This is a genomic window from Virgibacillus sp. LDC1, assembly GCF_025792345.1.
GTDB lineage: Bacteria > Bacillota > Bacilli > Paenibacillales > Paenibacillaceae > Paenibacillus_AQ > Paenibacillus_AQ lautus.
In genome coordinates this window covers 104,079-122,571 of record NZ_JAOXLZ010000005.1, presented here as the reverse complement: position 1 = coordinate 122,571, position 18,493 = coordinate 104,079, and the positions used below count along the sequence as shown (strand labels likewise).

Annotated in this window: 14 protein-coding genes; 2 read left to right on the top strand and 12 right to left on the bottom strand. The window is 47.9% G+C overall.

Features of this window, described 5'->3' with window-relative positions; all coding sequences use genetic code 11:
- Positions 1-56 precede the first annotated feature (56 nt).
- The 5 genes from OHJ21_RS25235 to OHJ21_RS25215 form a co-directional block, all read right to left on the bottom strand.
- Entirely contained in the window at positions 57-866 is an 810-nt protein-coding gene (locus OHJ21_RS25235; RefSeq protein ID WP_486021464.1) for an AAA family ATPase, read from the bottom strand.
- Positions 867-975: 109 nt separating this feature from the next.
- On the bottom strand, positions 976-1,164 hold the full coding sequence (locus tag OHJ21_RS25230; RefSeq protein ID WP_133120356.1) for a hypothetical protein: 189 nt from the start codon (positions 1,162-1,164) through the stop codon (positions 976-978).
- 131 nt (positions 1,165-1,295) lie between these two features.
- Positions 1,296-2,456: a cobalamin-independent methionine synthase II family protein gene (locus OHJ21_RS25225; protein WP_486021463.1), complete on the bottom strand. Its 1,161-nt coding sequence runs from the start codon at positions 2,454-2,456 to the stop codon at positions 1,296-1,298.
- Positions 2,457-2,627: 171 nt separating this feature from the next.
- Entirely contained in the window at positions 2,628-3,617 is a 990-nt protein-coding gene (locus tag OHJ21_RS25220) for a tRNA dihydrouridine synthase (protein ID WP_486021462.1), read from the bottom strand.
- Between the two features lie 190 nt (positions 3,618-3,807).
- Entirely contained in the window at positions 3,808-4,374 is a 567-nt protein-coding gene (locus OHJ21_RS25215; protein WP_486021461.1) for an SF0329 family protein, read from the bottom strand.
- Between the two features lie 691 nt (positions 4,375-5,065).
- On the opposite strand from OHJ21_RS25215, the gene OHJ21_RS25210 reads away from it, so the two are divergent.
- Positions 5,066-5,410 carry a hypothetical protein gene (locus tag OHJ21_RS25210; protein ID WP_486021460.1) on the top strand — a complete coding sequence of 115 codons (345 nt, stop codon included), beginning with the start codon at positions 5,066-5,068 and terminating at the stop codon, positions 5,408-5,410.
- A gap of 109 nt (positions 5,411-5,519) precedes the next feature.
- Here OHJ21_RS25210 and OHJ21_RS25205 read toward each other — a convergent pair whose 3' ends face one another.
- The 7 genes from OHJ21_RS25205 to OHJ21_RS25175 all read right to left on the bottom strand — a co-directional run bounded on the left by OHJ21_RS25205 (position 5,520) and on the right by OHJ21_RS25175 (position 16,593).
- Complete coding sequence (locus tag OHJ21_RS25205) at positions 5,520-6,749, bottom strand: alpha-L-fucosidase (RefSeq protein ID WP_486021459.1); 1,230 nt, start codon at positions 6,747-6,749, stop codon at positions 5,520-5,522.
- A 78-nt stretch (positions 6,750-6,827) separates the two neighbouring features.
- Positions 6,828-8,534: an ABC transporter substrate-binding protein gene (locus OHJ21_RS25200; protein ID WP_486021458.1), complete on the bottom strand. Its 1,707-nt coding sequence runs from the start codon at positions 8,532-8,534 to the stop codon at positions 6,828-6,830.
- Between the two features lie 133 nt (positions 8,535-8,667).
- Positions 8,668-9,567 carry a carbohydrate ABC transporter permease gene (locus OHJ21_RS25195; RefSeq protein WP_009593409.1) on the bottom strand — a complete coding sequence of 300 codons (900 nt, stop codon included), beginning with the start codon at positions 9,565-9,567 and terminating at the stop codon, positions 8,668-8,670.
- Between the two features lie 54 nt (positions 9,568-9,621).
- Positions 9,622-10,617 carry an ABC transporter permease gene (locus OHJ21_RS25190; RefSeq protein ID WP_009593427.1) on the bottom strand — a complete coding sequence of 332 codons (996 nt, stop codon included), beginning with the start codon at positions 10,615-10,617 and terminating at the stop codon, positions 9,622-9,624.
- Positions 10,618-10,841: 224 nt separating this feature from the next.
- Entirely contained in the window at positions 10,842-13,106 is a 2,265-nt protein-coding gene (locus tag OHJ21_RS25185) for a helix-turn-helix domain-containing protein (protein WP_486021457.1), read from the bottom strand.
- A gap of 170 nt (positions 13,107-13,276) precedes the next feature.
- Entirely contained in the window at positions 13,277-15,574 is a 2,298-nt protein-coding gene (locus OHJ21_RS25180) for a thiamine pyrophosphate-dependent enzyme (protein ID WP_486021456.1), read from the bottom strand.
- A complete protein-coding gene (locus tag OHJ21_RS25175; RefSeq protein ID WP_486021455.1) occupies positions 15,571-16,593 on the bottom strand; it encodes a 2-oxoacid:acceptor oxidoreductase family protein in 1,023 nt (340 codons plus the stop codon). The genes OHJ21_RS25180 and OHJ21_RS25175 overlap by 4 nt, the downstream gene beginning before the upstream one ends.
- 207 nt (positions 16,594-16,800) lie before the next feature.
- Here OHJ21_RS25175 and hcp point away from each other — a divergent pair, with 207 nt between their 5' ends.
- Positions 16,801-18,486: a hydroxylamine reductase gene (hcp, locus tag OHJ21_RS25170; protein WP_486021454.1), complete on the top strand. Its 1,686-nt coding sequence runs from the start codon at positions 16,801-16,803 to the stop codon at positions 18,484-18,486.
- The last annotated feature ends 7 nt before the right edge of the window (positions 18,487-18,493 follow it).

Here is an 18,493-nt window from a genome sequence, read left to right as displayed (position 1 = left end):
TACCAAAAAGAGATATCCTCACTCGAAGGATACCTCTTCTGGCTACTTGAACCTATTCATTCAAACAATCTTTGATGCTTATGAAAAAATCGGTAAAAGAATTGTACATTGTCCAGCTCAAACCATTCTGCCGTTTGCAAAATCTTGGCATCCAGATTGTAGATCTTCGCATGAAGCGTACCCAGAACAAAGGGAGAATGCGTGGCAATAATGAATTGACTGTCAAAATAACGCGCCAAATCGTTCATTTGCTCGGCCAGCTTGATTTGATTCGCCGGCGAAAGCGAAGTTTCCGGTTCATCCAATAAATACAGTTTCCCGGGAAGCAAATATTCCTCAAAAAACTGCATCGAGCTTTCCCCGTTCGAATACTTCTCCTGAGCGAATTGAATGATATCCATCTTCTTCTTGAATTCATACGACTGCTCCAGCTCTTCTACCTCAGCCTTGCTCTTTCCCTGTACGAACTGTTCATGCAGCAGCCCTTCGCGAAGCGCGCTTTCCTGCTGTATTTTCTTGATTTCATACAACAGATCCTCTGACTTGACGTACCGGCTCCCATCGGGAAGCTTATATAGGGGACGCTCCTGATCATCATGCCCGAGTTGATAGCTGCTTTCCTCGATAAACCGCTGAACATAGATGCTGTGTCCATAAGTGGCCATTCGCTCAGCGCCCGCCATTCCCAATTTGTTGGCGATCAGATTCAGCAAGGTGGATTTGCCGGAGCCGTTACTGCCGTATAATACCGTGATTCGATCAAACAGCAGAACTTCCCCTGCCATGTGCCTGAACACATGATCGGGATATATATTCGGGTTGCTGGAAATGGTCGAAGAGAGTTTGAAGTTACTTAAATATAGCATCAACTCGCTCACCTCCCGGAAAATTAAATAATGCAAGTTTGATATTCATACCTGGCTATTCTATGGATGCAACCATCCACCCCAAACAGCCCTTCTATTCAAGCACGGTCTAAATATCCAGTGCCGCCAGACGAATCGCCTCATGCTCATGATTCCGGTAGAGCATCCTGGGAGTATATAACTTCTTCATCAGCGAAGGCTTCTCCTGTTCGATGCGACATTTCAGACCGACTTCGCCTACGGAATCGGCCTTTTGCAGCCTGCTTGATGTATAGAAGAAGCTAGGCATACAATTCATATTCACGACCTGATTCGTAGTTTCTGCTTTTGAACAGAGGAACACGCTGCATACAAAAAGAGATGGCTCGCGGGGTCCATTAGCGGCCCTTTGAGTCATCCCTTTTAGCTCAAGATCATGTTTATCCGAATCTAATTATTCCAGTATTGCTTGGCAATCTGTTGACCCTGGTCGATTTTCGCCCATTGCTCGGCTTCGCTTAACTCGTTACCGCCATCGCAGGATGCAAAGCCGCATTGATGCGAGAGCAGCAGACGATCCTTATCAATGATTTTGGATGCTTCGTCAAGCAGTCGGATGACGCGTGCTTCATCATCCAGCGTATTGGTTTTGGAAGACAGCAAGCCCAGAACAATCTCCGTTTCCGGTCTGTCCTTGAAAACCTCCAGTGCTTCAATCGAACCCGCACGATCATCATCCCACTCCAGGAAGAAGCGGTCATATTTCAATTGCTTCAGGAACAGGTTGGCGATTTTCGCATAAGATCCACCGCCCATGTTGCGGGAATCGTAGTTGCCGCGGCAGTTGTGTGTCCACATTTTCAAGCCGAGGCTATGACCGAAGTCAATCACGGTATTGTTTATATCAATAAATTCCGTGGCGAGACCCTGTACTTCCGCTTGATTAATATGCTCCCCTGTAAACGGAGAGTTCGGGTTATCGTCGGCAAACAGCTCCCATAAGCAATCATCGAACTGCAGGATTTTGCCGCCAGCCGCAGCGAATTCCGCCACAAATTCCTTATACGCGCTCACAAGACCCGTTTTGAGCTCCTGTTTGTTCTGATAAATAGCATCCGTGCCGCCAATGTTATCCGACCAGGAAAGCTCACCGAAAATATGGGAAGGAGACGGTACGCAAAGTTTCGTTTGCTGATCTCCAGCCGTATCTTGCAGCTGTTTGAACAGCTTAATGAAGTGATGATTCTTTCCGCTCAGTTTGCCAGTAATGCGCAGGCCGATATCTTTGCGTGTTTCATATTTCGAGGTGCCGTCCACATCCCGGAAAAAGTAGCCATGGTCCGCGATATACCGCTCAACTCCGTCAAAGCCCCACACAAAATCCAGATGCCACATCGATTTGGAGAATTCGCCGTCCGTAATAACCGACAGGTTATGCTCGATTTCCTTTTTCACGACCTGTTTGATCGCCTCGGTCTCGCACTCGGCATACCCTTCGAAGTTTTCATAGAACGGATACTGGATATCATCACGATGTTCAATTTGCGTTTTATATTTCAGCAGCTCTTCGGGCCGCAACAAACTTCCTACGATCTGGAACTTATCAGTCATGTACATAACCCCCTCGTTGTATAGCGATATCATATCACGACGAGAGGAGTTATAAGGCATACCAAAATCTCATAACTAGTTATAGCTAAAAGATATAGCAAGAATGACGGATGAGATTTCCAAAAGAAAAAACACAGCCAAGTCGGCCATGTTTTCCAATTCACTGTCCATTTAATTTCCGCGTTCCTCTACCTCATCATGATCCTTGCTTCCAAATTCATCGAGCAGCGCACGTACTTCACTTGTTGACTTTGCGTTCATTAAGTTATTTCGGAGTTCACTTGCCCCTCGGAATCCACGGACATAGATTTTGAAGAAGCGGACAAGTGCGCTGAAGGAGCGCCGCATCTGTGCCGAATATTGATCATGGAGATCCAGATGCAGCCGCAGCAGATCAAGCAATTCCTCACTGCTATGATCCCTCGGCTCCTTCTCAAAAGCAAATGGATTATGAAAAATACCGCGCCCGATCATAATGCCATCCACACCGTATTGTTCAGCGAACTTCAGGCCGGTCTGACGGTCAGGAATATCCCCGTTAATGGTTAGCAGTGTATCGGGTGCAACCTCATCACGAAGCTTCTTAATCTCCGGAATCAGTTCCCAGTGAGCGTTGACCTTGCTCATTTCCTCTCTTGTCCGCAGATGAATGGACAGATTCACAATGTCTTGCTTCAAAATATGGGTTAACCAATCGCGCCATTCGTCTACCACGGTGAAACCGAGCCTTGTTTTTACACTGACGGGCAGTCCCCCGGCTTTGGCCGCTTGGATAAGTTCCGCTGCAATGTCGGGACGGCAGATCAGGCCGCTCCCCTTCCCATTCTCCGCTACATTCGCTACAGGACAACCCATATTAATATCGATGCCTTTAAACCCTTCTTTCGCCATGCCGATACTCATCTGACGAAAGTATTCCGGCTTATCTCCCCAGATATGGGCTACCATCGGCTGTTCATCCTCCGTAAAAGTCAAACGTCCGCGCACACTGTGGTTCCCATCCGGGTGACAATAGCTCTCGGTATTCGCAAACTCCGTAAAAAACACATCCGGTCTGGCTGCTTCACTTACGACATGGCGAAACACAACATCCGTCACATCTTCCATGGGCGCCAGTATAAAGAAAGGCCGCGGTAAATCACGCCAAAAATTATCTGTCATATCCAATACTCCTCTATACATACCAGGACAAATCTTTATCCCAAAATAGTAAATACAACCTGTTCATGTCCTTGCTTTTTCTTCACTTATAGCATGTTTAAGCAGCGTAAATCAAACGGCAGTATATGTTAATCGTAGCAGTGAAAGCACTCCTAAAGCGATGTGACCCGTCAATGCAAGTTCATGCTCATCACGCACGGCGCCGCAGTTCATAAAAATACTGCACAATCGGATGCTTTAACTTCATCTTCTCGGCCATGTTTACAATCCGCTTTTTGCCAACTCGTCTGTCTACCAAAGCTAGAATATTCAATAAGATATCATCGCTCTCCATGCTTTCTTCTATAGAAGTAGATAAGAACTTATTCGCTGTAGCGACAAAATTGGATTTACTTAATGCAGCCTGTGCTGACAAAAGCTCCTTTGCAAGTACGGACACTTTTCTATTTCTTGCAATGACGTTTAGACGATCCTCTGGAACGGTCCCTTTGGTTTCCTTTCTGACAGCTTCCAATTCATCATCGCTGATCGGAATTTGGATATGGGGATCATTCTTAATTTCCAGCTCCGTCTGATACCACCTTATGGAGCTGGTTTTATCACTCATATTAAGTACGTTCTTTTTATCTACCGAAATATAACAAAGCCCTGCTTTATCAGGTAAATAACGATAACCGGTTGCGCGATATTCAACTCTTCCAGCTAATGCAGGACTGAGAAAGCTCTCCAGCTGTTGCTTCAATTTGCTCCAGGACATGGTTCCTCCTATATTTTCAAACCCTGAGGGGCGCGGTATTCATCTGCACATCTTATTCAGTATGAATAAACCCCTGCCAAAAAACAACCCATAACATGTCCCGCATATTGAATGGAATATCTGCTTCTAGGTTCGTTTAGACAGCTCATCCAGGCTTCCTTGTCTGCCGTCCCCCTTATGTCCGCACTGTTTTTTTCCAAATAATGCAACAACAAAGACCATAAATCGTATACAATGATCGTATATTAGGACCATTATACATACATTTGATAGTACCGTATGAGAAGGAGTACTAAAGATGGAAGATTATTTACCTTATAAATCGAAATATTCCAAGTTCGACCGTGTCATCCTAACACTCGCCTTCACATTATATCCCGTCGGTCTCTTGATGACATTATTCCGTGTACTTACGACTCATGTTCATCACGCTCGCAAGGGAAGAAATCATCGACTGATTGGATGGCTTTGGGTTTATACTTTTATTTTAATCATGGGGTTATTTATTTTAGCTTTTGACTTTAACAACCCTGAGGATGTTCAACTTTTTTGGGATTCTGCCTGGATATATGGAATAATGCTTCTAATTCCGGCTATCGTTTTTTTCATATTGGGCCGCCGGGCAGACAGCAAATTCAGCCTATTATTGCACCAGTATTACCACCTTGTTATGAACAGAAGGATCAGAGAAATGGATCATATCGCCGTAGAGACGAAACAATCTCCCAGTCACGTCATTCGAGACTTGGATTTTATGATCACGGAGCACATGCTGCCCTTCGGCCGAATTCAGAATGGCATCCTCGAACTTGAGCCCGAAGAGTATCATGAAGCCTATGATGCTGATTATGAACAAGAATATGTTGACGAATATGGTGATGAGGAATATGAAGACAACGAATACGAATACGATGAAAGCGAGGATCGGGGGCGCGGACCTAGATCCATGGAATGCCCGAGCTGCGGAGCCAGGATCATCGTGCATGCTAATGATGAGAAGGAATGCGACTATTGCGGTAACGTGATTAGCGCGTAAAATCAAGATACCCATGCCGTATTTTCTAAGCTCCACTTAAGAAATATAGACGAAGTACCAAATACCAAGAACAGACTGCCGTGGCAGTCTGTTCTTGGTTTTACTAATTTCATTCCACGTGATATGCAGCCAAATTGCGGATCAAAGGCTGCTCCACGCTGGAAAGAATACGAACCCGCAATTGATCGGTTTCGACCGTGTCGAACCGGTCGATTTTTTTATGCCCGATCGCACTTCCACGTACAAGCTCTTTCCATTCGCCATGGCTGAATGCTTCGAGCACATATTCACGCACACGCTCCCCATGGGCAATGTCTTCCATGATAATGACGTGATTGACTGGCTGAATATACTCCAGCTTCAGAAGCAGCTCGGTTCCTTCTCCACTCGTTTGGACAACCGGCAGCCCGAATCTGCGGCGGATTTCATCTCCGAATTCGATAACACGCTCCACATCCACTTCAGGCAGCAGTCCGCGGTTGTCCGGGGATATATTCAAGAGCAGCGTAGCGCCATGACCGACCGAGCGGTAATAAATATCCAATACTTCCTCCAAGCTTCTTAAGCTTGCTTCATCGTCAGGATGCCAGAACCAGTGACGCTTGCGGATCGGAACATCGCATTCAGCCGGTACCCAAGACGGAGTCCCTTCCATCCAGGTCATCATATCGCTGGTGAACATGCTCTCCTTCGCCGTGGTGGCCGTATTCCAGCACGGATAAGGCGCAACGCCGTCTTCATTCCCTACCCAGCGAATCGTTGGGCGCCCCATATTAAAGACCATCGCATCCGGCTGGTATTTATCAATCAGACCGATGATTCTGTTCCAATCGTATTCCCTGCCTTGGGAACCGGCTCCGTCGAACCACACTTCGACCAACGGTCCATACCCGGTCAGAAGCTCCGTTAATTGCTCCGCATAAAAATCGTCATAAGCCTCTTTATCGGGATAGCAAGGTTCATGCCGATCCCAGGGGGACAGATATAATCCGAACTGGAGCCCTTCCTCTCTGCAGGCATCGGCAACCTCACGGACGACATCCCCTTTGCCGCCTTTCCATGGGCTGGACTTCACGGAGTAATCGGTCGTTTTTGTCGGCCACAGACAGAATCCGTCATGATGCTTTGCGGTCAATACCAGATACTTGAAGCCTGCGCGTTTTGCGTTCCTGGCCCACTGCCGTGCATCCAACTGCTCCGGATTAAAGATTTCCGCTGAATCCGTTCCGTCTCCCCACTCCTGATCGCAAAACGTATTCATACCGAAATGGCAGAACATACCCAGCTCCATATCCTGCCATGCCAGCTGCTGCGGAGATGGCTTTGCAAGTTCATTCATTGAATCATACACCTGCTTTCTAAGAAAATGATGATCCCCTGCGCAAGGGAGACCCGTGCGCAGGGAACCGATTTAGCATTATTTTCCGGCATCCAATGCCTTTTGATAGATTTCCAGGTACTGGTTCAGCTGCATGCCGTCCAGCCCTTTCACATATGCATCCCATTCTTTGTTAATATCTTTGGAGCCTGTAATAAACTGGGCCATATTGGATTTCACGTAGTCGACAAGCGTTGTCTTGATCTGAGCTACGAGCTCGGCATCTTCAAGCGCTATGAACAATCCCGATGGATATTGCTCCTTGGATTGATACGGTTCATATTCCTCGGAGACTTTATTCAGACGGGTACCGTATCCATCGGGAGCGAGCGGATCCTGAGGAGCTGTCCATGACGCGCGATAAGCGTAGGTTCTCAGTGATGGACCGATCTGCTCCCAACCGTCATTATGCGTCGGCTTTTTGTCGGGGATAGGAATAGCCGTATATTTAGCCTGCTTTCCATCCATACCCTTTTCTCCGGATTCAGCTTTCCGCCACCCTTTGCCTTCAGGGCCATATTCCTGCAACACGATCGCTTCTTCCGTATACAGATAATCCGCTAACCGGATGGCGGCAATCTGCTGCTCGCTCGTCGCTTTATTCGTAATCGCAAATTGTGAGACAGCGATTCCCGCAAAATTCAGCGTCTGCTGCACACCATTCGGGCCTTTTAGCGGAGGCAGGGCAACATAATCTTTATGACGCGGCGCCTTATCATCCATGCTGTAAGCATAACTGATTAATGCAGTTGAAAGCGTACCCATAATATTGTCCGGTTCCCGGTTGGCCATTTGCTGAACAGCATCGGCATTCTGGGTAAAGGCTGCGGGATCAATTAATCCCTCTTTGTACAATTGATTCAGATAAAGGAGGCCTTGCTTCCACTCTTCTTTGTTTGCCGTAAAATCAACTTTGCCATCCATGACGCGGAGGAACGTACCCGAACCCTTGTCGACGTAATCATCAAGGATAAACGAGTTCATCAGGAAGGCGGAGACGTTGCCTGCCCACATTTCATCCGAGCCTGTCAGCGGGATTTCATCTTGTTTGCCGTTGCCGTTCGGATCCTTCTCTTTGAACGCTTTCAGCACCGTATAAAATTCGTCCGTTGTCGTTGGAACAGGCAGTCCCACTTTATCGAGCCATTTTTTATTGATCCACACTTTGAGCGCATTGTCACAATGGTAGCATTCATTGACCTGCGGCAATGCATAGATGTTGCCGTCCGGAGTCGTGATGGAGGCTTTCATGTAAGGGATATCCTCCATCGCTTTCTTAATATTGGGTGCATATTGGTCTATCAAATCATTCAGAGGGATAAACACGCCTTGCGACCCATACTTCATTTGCTCTTCCTTGGTCAAATTCCCTTGGAGAATGACTTCAGGATAATCGCCGCCGGCCAGCATGAGCTGCTTGCGGTCGTTCAAGGCATTTTCCGGTACAAGGTCCCAAGCGATATTGATGTTCGTCTTCTCTTCAAGATGTTTGGTAAATAGGTTGGTATCCATGTTTTCGATTGACGCAAACTGAGGCGCGAACATTTTAATGGTCATCGGCTCCTTCACGATCGGATAGGAACCAACAGCATTAAATAAATCTTCATTGGCAGCACCGTTGTCGGCCGTCTTGCCAGTTGACTGATTGCCGGAATTGGTTCCGCCGCAGGCACTAAGCAGCAGCATGCCAGCCATTAGGCAGCTAATGATACCTAGCCAGTTTTTCTTCTTCATGCTCTTTTCCATCGAATATACCCCCCGTTTATCATCCGTATTTCGGGCGTTTGGCCCCTTCCTATGCTTTTGCCTCCACCAGCTTTTGCCGTATCTGAATAATGTACAGCCTCACCTCCTTGAAACCATGATCGCTCTGTCATGATCAGCCCTTTAGCGAGCCGATCATGACGCCTTTGACAAAATGTTTCTGGACGAAAGGATATATGATAAGCACAGGCAAGCTGGCAACAACGATCAAGGAATATTTCAGCAAATCCTTGAGCCCCTGCTGCGCCTGCATCTGGCTCACATCCGCCATCATGGAAGCATCGACTGAATTCAGAATTAGAATGTTTCTGAGAATGATTTGAAGCGGGAACAAGTCAGGATTCCTTAAGAAGATCAATGCATCAAAATAAGCATTCCAATGCCCGACTGCATACATCAATGTCATGACCGCAATAATGGGTTTGGACAGCGGCAGGACAATGCTGAATATGAACCGGATGTCACTGCATCCGTCCAGCTCCGCGGCTTCCGCCAATTCATCGGGAATCGTGGTTTGGAAAAACGTCCTTGCGACGATAACCTGGAATACCCCCAGTGCCCCCGGTAAAATCATGGCCCACCGCGTATCCAGCAGATGGAGATTCTTAACGACGAGGTAATAAGGAATCAGTCCTCCTTCGAACATCATCGTGATCACCAGCAGAACCATGAAGAAATTGCGGCCGTAAAGCGACTTCTTCGCCAGCGGATAAGCCAGCATAATCGTGAGCGTTACATTGATGAGGGTGCCGACAACGGTATAAAAGAGGGAATTCAGATAGCCGACGCCGATCTGCGGATTATTGAATACCGCCTTGTAGCCGTCCAGCGTAAAATCTACGGGAAACAGCCAAACCTTGCCCGATGTAACCGCCTGAGGCGAGCTGAAGGACGAGCTTACGATGTAGATTAATGGTACAGCTACAGCAATGAGAACCAGGGTTAAGAACAGATAGATCAAGAACATGAATAGGCGGTCGCCTTTCGATTCACGTATAGCGGCTTTTTTGAACATGGGGTCTCCTCTCTTTCCAAAGTTGCTATTGTTTACTGGCTGCGTAGAACAGGCCTACCACAAGCTGCTGTTCGACAGCTTTCTGGCGATGTAATTGACGGACACCAGCAGAATAAGATTGATGACCGAGTTGAAGAGACCGATCGCCGTTGAGAAGCTGAAGCTAGAGCCCAGCAAACCAACCTTGTACACATAGGTGGATATGACTTCCGACGTGCTTAAATTAAGCGGATTTTGCATCAGGTATATTTTTTCAAATCCTAGTTTCATGATGTTGCCCAGATTGAGAATGAGCAGAATGACCGATACGGGAATAAGGCTTGGTATATCGATGTTCAGAATCTTCTGGATGCGGGACGCGCCATCTACTTTGGCTGATTCGTACAGCTCCGGGTTAACGCCGGACAGTGCTGCGATGTATATAATCGCTCCGTAACCTGTAAATTGCCAAACATCGGACCAGACGTAAATGGACTTAAACAGACCCGGTATACCCATAAAATTCGTATTGCTCATACCTAACATCTCGAAAAACTTACTGATCATCCCCACATTTGGCGTCAAGTTGACGATAATGATCGAAACCATAATCACCGTAGATATGAAATAAGGGGCATATGAAACCATCTGTACCGTCTTCTTGAATAGGCCGTTGCGGATTTCATTCAGCGCAAGTGCCAGCAGGATCGGTGCGGGAAAGCCTACAATCAATCCGTAGAAGCTAATGCCAAGCGTATTCTTAATGTAGAGCCAGAAGTTCGGCGAATCGAAGAACTGGCGAAAATATTTCAGTCCGACCCAGTCGCTGCCCCAGATTCCCTGGATGACGTTATAATTTTTGAATGCGATTACAATACCGGCCATCGGTATGTATTTGAAAATAATCAAATAAAGAACGGGTAACAAGAGAACGAGATACAACTGCCAATGACGCTTAATTTGTTTTCCTCTGGACCTTCCTTTCTTCACTTCTGGCAACGCTTTCAATATTATGGGAGGTTTCGGTTCCAGGCTTGGTTCGGTTTGAAGCCTAGCGTTCAGTCTCGGCATGCGGGTTAACTCCTTTCGTCCATTCCTACTTTCAGGTCCTTGCGATGTAAACCGAGTGTATACAACAACGACGCCCGGCAACAAGAAACAAAAATAAAAACGACTAACCATTTTCGCCTGAGCCTCCTCATAGAAAGCGAATCAGGGTTCATTCAAGGCGGATAGAACGCCTTAACAGCGGGTTCATTCTCAATCAAAAAAGGCAGCGATCCATGATCGCCGCCTTAACCGTTTTCTACTGCTGAATCATTTTCTCCCCGTTCCTTGGCCTTCCGGCCATTCCGGTATTCGCCCGGGGTAACTCCAGCCGTCCTCTTGAAAACGCGGGTAAACGAAATAGCATGGGCATATCCGACCCGCTCTGCGATCTCCTGCACGGAATAATCGGTTTCCGTCAGCAGCCGCTTCGCTTCCTTCATACGGATATCAATCAGGAAATCAACGAACCTTTGTCCGGTATTTTCCTTAAACAATTTGCTCACATATTTGGCGTTCAGCTGAAAACGATCCCCCAGCATTTCAAGGGACAGATCCGGATTGGCATAGTCACGCTCAATTAAATCGCATATGTTTCTAATGATGCTGGAGTATTGGTTGTCATGATGAATCTGCTTCATCTGTTCATAATGCTCCGTCAGCACTTGTTTAATTTCCTGTCTCAGCTGTTCCAGGGAATAGGAATTGTCTACCTTTACCGTCAGCTTCGGCAATTCCTCCTGTATCCACTTGTTGTAAATCTCCTTGCCTAGTCGCGACATTTCGCTGCCGGTGTAATAAACCAGATAATTCATCAGGCTGAATATTTCATCATTGGTCAAGAAGCTGTTCTTCAGCTGTTCAAACCATTGATCGTAATCCTCGCTCCACTGCTCCTTCTGCATTCTGAAGGACTGGATAATTGCACGAATCTCACCTAAATGCGTATAAACCTCGACAATGCCATGGCTCGAAATATCCTCGCTGCGGATCAAACGATTCTCACCGAGCACAATTTTATACTTTAAGGCTTGCATCGCATCTTTATAGGATTGCGGAATATCGCCAATCTGATCTGTCGACCGACCCATTCCCATCGTAATTGTAAATTTCAAGTTTTGGTGCGTCCATGCCAGGATTTGTTCCGCAATCGGAACCAGTACGGCCTCCTCAAACTTGTCCTGATCCCGTTCTTCAAACAGAATAATGGACAGGTTGTGAGGTGATGTCCATTCCGACCACAGCCGGCAGTCCCATTTCGAAGCGATCTCATCCACGACCGTCCGCAGAGTGAATTTAAGCAGATCTTGATCGGTCTTGGAATAATCCCGACAGAAATCCCCGTACTTATCAATCTCCAGGATGAGAATACGATATCGATCCAGTGGCAGCGGCAAATTCAGTCGAGCCGCTTCAGACTTCCATTCGGATACAGATAGAGGTGAGTCCCCTTCGATCAGCTGGCGGAACATAAACCGGGTCCTGACATGGAGATCCTCCCGGTATTTCTCCTGATATTCCTTGGATTGTTCCAGTATACTGTCAAAGGCGGATTCGATAAATGCGAATTCATCCAGCTTCCCCTTATGTCGGCTACTGCTCACCACCGGAAGCGAATAGCTGCTGAAACGGGCAGCTATCTCCTCAATGGGCTTGGAATTTCGCCTGGAAACATAAATCATCCATAGGAAGCCGATGGCAATCATGCCAAGACCTATGATAAACCAAAGATTATAGAGATAAGAGACAGCGCTTACAAAACCGTTGTTCAACAAACCGCTTCCATAGTTCCAATTCGTATAGCTTGATACATACTGGGAATTGACTTGGGATGGCGGACGATCCGCTTTGGTGCCGAACAAATGATTTCCGGAGGTATCCTGAACCTGAATGAAGCTCATGTTGGAATCCAGCATCTCTTCGGTAAGCTTGTTCAAGGATTCCGTGCTCACATTGACAACGATCATGCCTAAGTCGTTTTTCATATAAGGCGATCCTCTGACCAGGCTGACCACCTGTTTGCCGCCTTTCATTTTAAATTGTTCGAAATATCTCGCGCCTGTCCATTTCGGCGTTTTCGATACTTGATATTGTTCAATAAATTCATGGTCCGGATATGTACTTATGTATCCATTCGTGGCATTGCTGAGCACATAGCCGTCCGAATTCCTCACCAGATAAATCGAATCGATCAAGGGATAATAATTAATAATCTCCTTGAGCTTCTGAACAGCTTGAATATTAATATATGGATCGCCAACGGCAGATGATTTGAAAAAATCATTCAAAGCCTTGCTGTTGATGCTTTCGAGGACGATCATATTGTCGATCACCTTCAGCGACGTGTCCACCATGCGCATCGCTTGCAAGGAAAGCGATTTATTGGCATTAAGCGCCTCCCGCCGGCTCTGTTCGCTGAACAGCTGAAAGAAAACAAAAAATATAAAGGTAATCACAATGACAAAAATGGGCATATAGGAGAGCAATAGACGCTTGTACCAGGATCTCTGCATGATCAACCCTCCCACCGTTTTTTCACGAATTTTTAATTATTATAACTTAAAAAGCACCTTTTGGGTTATAGTTCTCCATAGTCATAACGATACGCCCATACCTAAACAAAAAAAGAAGCGGGACAATGCCCGCTCCGTTGTTGTAAACCTAGTATGCTGTATTGAATATTTTATAGCAGCGGGTTCTCGTGTTTCGCTTTCAGAATCGACCAGCGCCGCTCCACTTCTTTTTCAAATTCGCCGAGCATTTCTTTGTTTTCTTCCTTGAGCAGATGTCTTGATTTGCCCATGTATTTTAGCCAGTCGCTGAGCGGCACCTGTTTTTTCTTCGCTTCAGGATCGTACGTAATGTTCGTTTCTCCTTGCTCCACTTCATACAGTGGGAAGAAGTTTGAATTCACGGCCGCGCGGACGATGTTCTCCCCATCCTTGTCGCTCGATTTCCAGTTCAGCGGGCATGTGATCAGCAGCTTGCCATAGACGGTACCTACATTCTGGGCGTACCACTGCGCTTTTGCCGCCTTTTTCACAAGATCCTGCGGGAATGCTTCCGTCCCCGTGAATACATACGGAATATGCGCCGCCGCCATCATTTGTACCGTATCTTTATGATGGAACGCTTTGCCCTGCTGCTGTTTGCCGACACCGGACGTACTGGTCATGTGTCCTAATGGCGTGGAGTACGAAAGCTGCGCACCGGTGTTCATATAGCCTTCATTATCATATTCCAGAATGATCAGGTTATGGCCCCGCAGCGCCGTCCCGATGGCCGAACCCATCCCGATGTCCATGCCGCCGTCGCCGGTCACCATCACAAAAGTGAAATCCTCAGGAACCTCGATTTCCCCGCGGCGTTTCTTCTCAAGGAACGCTTCTACCGTGCCGGATAAAGTAGCCGGTCCGTTCTGGAACAAATTATGAATGAAGCTCTGCTTATGCGAGTTATATGGATAACCCGTTGTTGTGATATAAGCGCAGCCGGTATGGAATAAAGTAACGACATCGCCTTCAATCCCTTTGAAAAAGAGCTCCAGCGCCGGGAAAATACCGCAGCCCGGGCAGGCTCCGTGACCGGAAGCAAACCGTTTCGGTTTCGCGGCAAGCGCCCGCATCGGCGGCACTTTGACGGCTAATTTACTTGTCTCTTCATCCACCTTTACGGTGATCAGGCCCGATTTAAAGCTGTCTCCATTCATCGGGGCAATGACCGGCTGCAGCCTCTGCTCCTCAGCTCCCGGTGTTTGGCCGTAATAATCAAACGGCACGTTGGCATGACCGAGCTCCATGGCCTCGATCGTCAAGGCAAAAAAAGCTTCCGCGTCATCCGCGTAATAGTCTTTCCCGCCAAGACCAAATATGCGGGACAGCACAATCGGCTGCGGACCACGGATTTCCTGCAGGGCCGCTTTGACCTCATGGGTCAGATTGGCTCCGTGCGCACCGTAAGAATCGGCACGTTCGCCAACCAGTAGTGCTTTGACACCTATAAGCGCCTCGCGAATTTCTCTTGCCGGGAACGGCCGGAGAATATTGGGGCTGATTATGCCCGCTTTAATTCCTTTCGCCCGCAGCCGATCCACGACGTCTTTGGAGGATTCGGCCGCCGAATTGAGCAGGAATAAAGCCACCTCCGCGTCTTCCATTCGGTACAGATCAAGCGGCGAATAGGATCTTCCGGATACAGCTGCGTATTCCTCTGCCACTTCCTTGAATACCTCGCCCGCACGGTACATGGCGTTGGACTGTTGGTAGTGGTTATTCATCAAATCGTCGCCGTTCATATAAGCCCCAACAACGATCGGGTTGTTCTCGTCCAGCACATGCGGATATTCAGGAGCCTTTTCCCCTACAAACGCCTGAACGGTTTCCCGTTTCGTAAATATGTGTACCCGGCGTTTCTGGTGCGATGTGAAAAATCCGTCATAAGCTACAATGACCGGCAGGCGTACGTCTTCATGTTCCGCGATACGCAGCGCCATGATATTCATGTCATACACGGCCTGCGGTGAACGAGCGGTCAAAATCACCCAGCCAGTGTTCAGGCCGTAGTAAAGATCCGAATGGTCACCACGAATATCCAGCGGTCCGCTGACTGCACGCGTCACCAAATTCATGACCATCGGGAAACGTGTGCCCGCCTGCACAGGAAGCTGTTCGATCATATACAGGAAACCATTCGCGCTAGTAGCATTGAATACCCGTGCTCCGGCTGCGGCCGCACCGTAGCAAATCCCCGCCGAGCCATGTTCGCCGTCAGCCGGAATCAGCTTGATGTCATGTTCGCCGCGTGTACGCATCATATCAAGATATTGGGCGATTTCCGTAGAAGGTGTAATCGGAAAATAACCCATAATGTGATAGTTAATCTGGGCAGCCGCCATGGCAGCCATTTCGTTGCCCGATTCAAAGACTGCCGTTTGAGCGGCCGCCAGCTTGTTCTCCGTTGTTTCTTGAATTTGCATATTCATGATCGGACTCCCTCCGCAGTTAAATAGGGAAAAAATTGCGGCACACGGTGCTGCTCCGCATAATGCGGCTCTTCTAACATGGCGGCTAAAGCGGTGGTCGGACAAGCTTCGATACACTTCAAGCAGCCTTTGCAATATTGATAATCGATGCCTTTCATAAACATCTGCATATTCCCGCGCTTGTCCGGTTTCTGCTCCCACACGATGCAGAAATCCGGACATACTGTATCGCAGGCGGCACAGTGAATGCAGTCCTCTATCTTGTACTCTGGCAAATATCCCTGCCGGGAGCTGCTAAGATCCTTCAGGACACTGTTCGCCGTAACGTTCAGAATCCCACCCAGCTCCTGCGTGTCATATCCAAGCATCGGCTGCGGTCTTGCGAAAGCGATTGGGTCTATAAGCTCTGAGCCGTTTCCCAAGGAAAGGAACTGGACTTCGTTATAACCTCTGTCAAAGGTCCGCACATTCGCTTCCACGAGGTGGGGCAGCTTTTTCTCAAATGTTGTGCGGATCACCTGCCGCATATCGTCCGGGTCTAGGAAGCTGCAAATCCGGAACAAAGCCCCCAGCATGGCCGTATTCACTTTGGTTTTTTCCTCAACGGAAATTTTCAGCGCATCCACTACGGCCAGCGTTCCCTGCGTCATGTTCAGATCCGCGGCCACTTCGGAAAGGTCTCGCGTCGTATTCACAAGCACCGTTCCATCAGGCTGTAATCCGCTTATGACATCGATCGTCTTATACAATGCTTCATGAAATACGCCGACGACATGCGGCTGCTCAATGGGACTGTGATCGCGGATTTCCACCTCGAGATCGCAGAACCTTACGAAACTCTTTACGGGCGACCCTTTTTTCTCCGAACCATAGCTGGAAAAATTCGAACCGTTAAGTCCGGAGCCGGTAACCCCGGCTTCGGCCAGCATTTTTCCGGCCAGATTGGCGCCAAGCCCGCCGATGGATTCGAGACGGATCTCGAAAAATCCCAGTTCATTCTTTTGAGGCAAAATCGACATGTTCTCTCCTCATTTCTTCTTAGGTCATTAATTCCAGTTTAAAAGAAGAAACGGACCAGGTTTGTGATTAAACTCACTACTTAAGAAATTGTGATTCCAATCACTATGTCGGTTGTGGGAGCGAAGTATACTGTCTTCAACAGTCCAATTGCGAGGCAATCTTATACTGACCTTACGACTAATAATCACGAAATTGGAGGAGAAACAATGAATAACAACGCCCAAGAGACCTTAAAGCATCAGCCGTCCATGTTCTGCTTTCAATGTCAGGAAGCATCCAAAGGAACAGGCTGCACCATTGTCGGCGTATGCGGCAAACCGCATGATGTGGCAAACCTGCAGGATTTGCTGATTTATCTGCTGAAAGGTATCTCTTTTCTCAGTCTGGATGTCCGGCTGCCGGAGGTGCTTGAACAGCGCGTATCGCTGTTTATGATGGACTCCTTGTTTGCAACGATAACGAACGCCAACTTTGACCGCGAGGTTTTTGTGGGAAAAATCCGGGAAGCGATCGAGCTCCGCGGCGAGGTGCGTACCTATTATAACGAACAATATCCGGAAGGAACCGCCAATCTCCCTGATGCTGCCGTCTGGCAAGCGGATAACGAAGCTGCTTTTGATGAAAAAGCACGTACGGTGGGTGTCCTCTCGACCCGCAATGAAGACATCCGCTCGCTGCGCGAATTGATTACGTACGGCTTGAAGGGGATGGCAGCTTATACGTACCACGCGCTTCATCTGGAGAAGGATGATCACGAATTAAACCGTTTTATGCGCCGTGCACTTGCCGCCACGCTTGACGACAGCCTTGAAGTGCAGGATCTGGTCGCTTTGACGATGGAAACCGGTAAATACGGCGTCAACGCCATGGCGATGCTGGATGAAGCGAACACCTCGGTTTATGGAAATCCGGAAGTTACGAAGGTCAATATCGGGGTAAGCAACCGGCCCGGCATTCTCATCAGCGGCCATGATCTGAAGGATTTGGAGGAGCTGCTGAAGCAGACGGAAGGAACCGGCGTGGACGTGTACACGCACAGTGAAATGCTGCCTGCCCACTATTATCCGGCATTCAAGAAATATGAGCATTTTGTAGGCAATTACGGGAATGCCTGGTGGAAGCAGAATAGCGAATTCGCAGCTTTTAACGGACCGATATTAATGACAACCAACTGTATCGTTCCGCCGAAAGACAGTTATAAGGACCGTATATATACAACAGGCAACACTGGGTTTCCGGGTGTCCGCCATATTCCAGAAGGAAAAGACGGTGCTCCCAAAGACTTCTCCCTACTAATCGAGCAAGCGAAAGGATGCCCGGCTCCAACGGAACTTGAAACGGGTGAGATCATCGGCGGTTTCGCTCATGCCGCTGTGATGAACGTGGCCGATCAAGTCGTCGATGCCGTGAAATCCGGGGCGATCCGCCGCTTCTTCGTCATGGCCGGCTGCGATGGACGAATGAAATCCCGCAGCTATTACACCGATTTCGCGGCTGAGCTTCCTAAAGACACGGTCATTCTAACTGCAGGCTGTGCCAAATACAAATACAATAAACTGGATCTAGGCGAAATCGGCGGTATTCCGCGGGTCCTGGACGCGGGTCAATGCAATGATTCTTACTCCCTCGTCGTGATTGCATTGAAGCTGAAGGAAGTATTCGGCCTTGAGGATATTAATGATCTGCCGATTTCCTATAACATTGCCTGGTATGAGCAAAAAGCGGTGATCGTGCTGCTTGCCCTGCTATATCTTGGCGTCAAAAATATTCATCTGGGCCCTACACTCCCTGCATTCCTGTCGCCTAACGTTGCCAAAGTCCTCGTGGAAAACTTCGGTATCGGCGGCATTACCAATGTGGAAGATGACATGAACATGTTCCTTGGCGCCTAATTAGTAG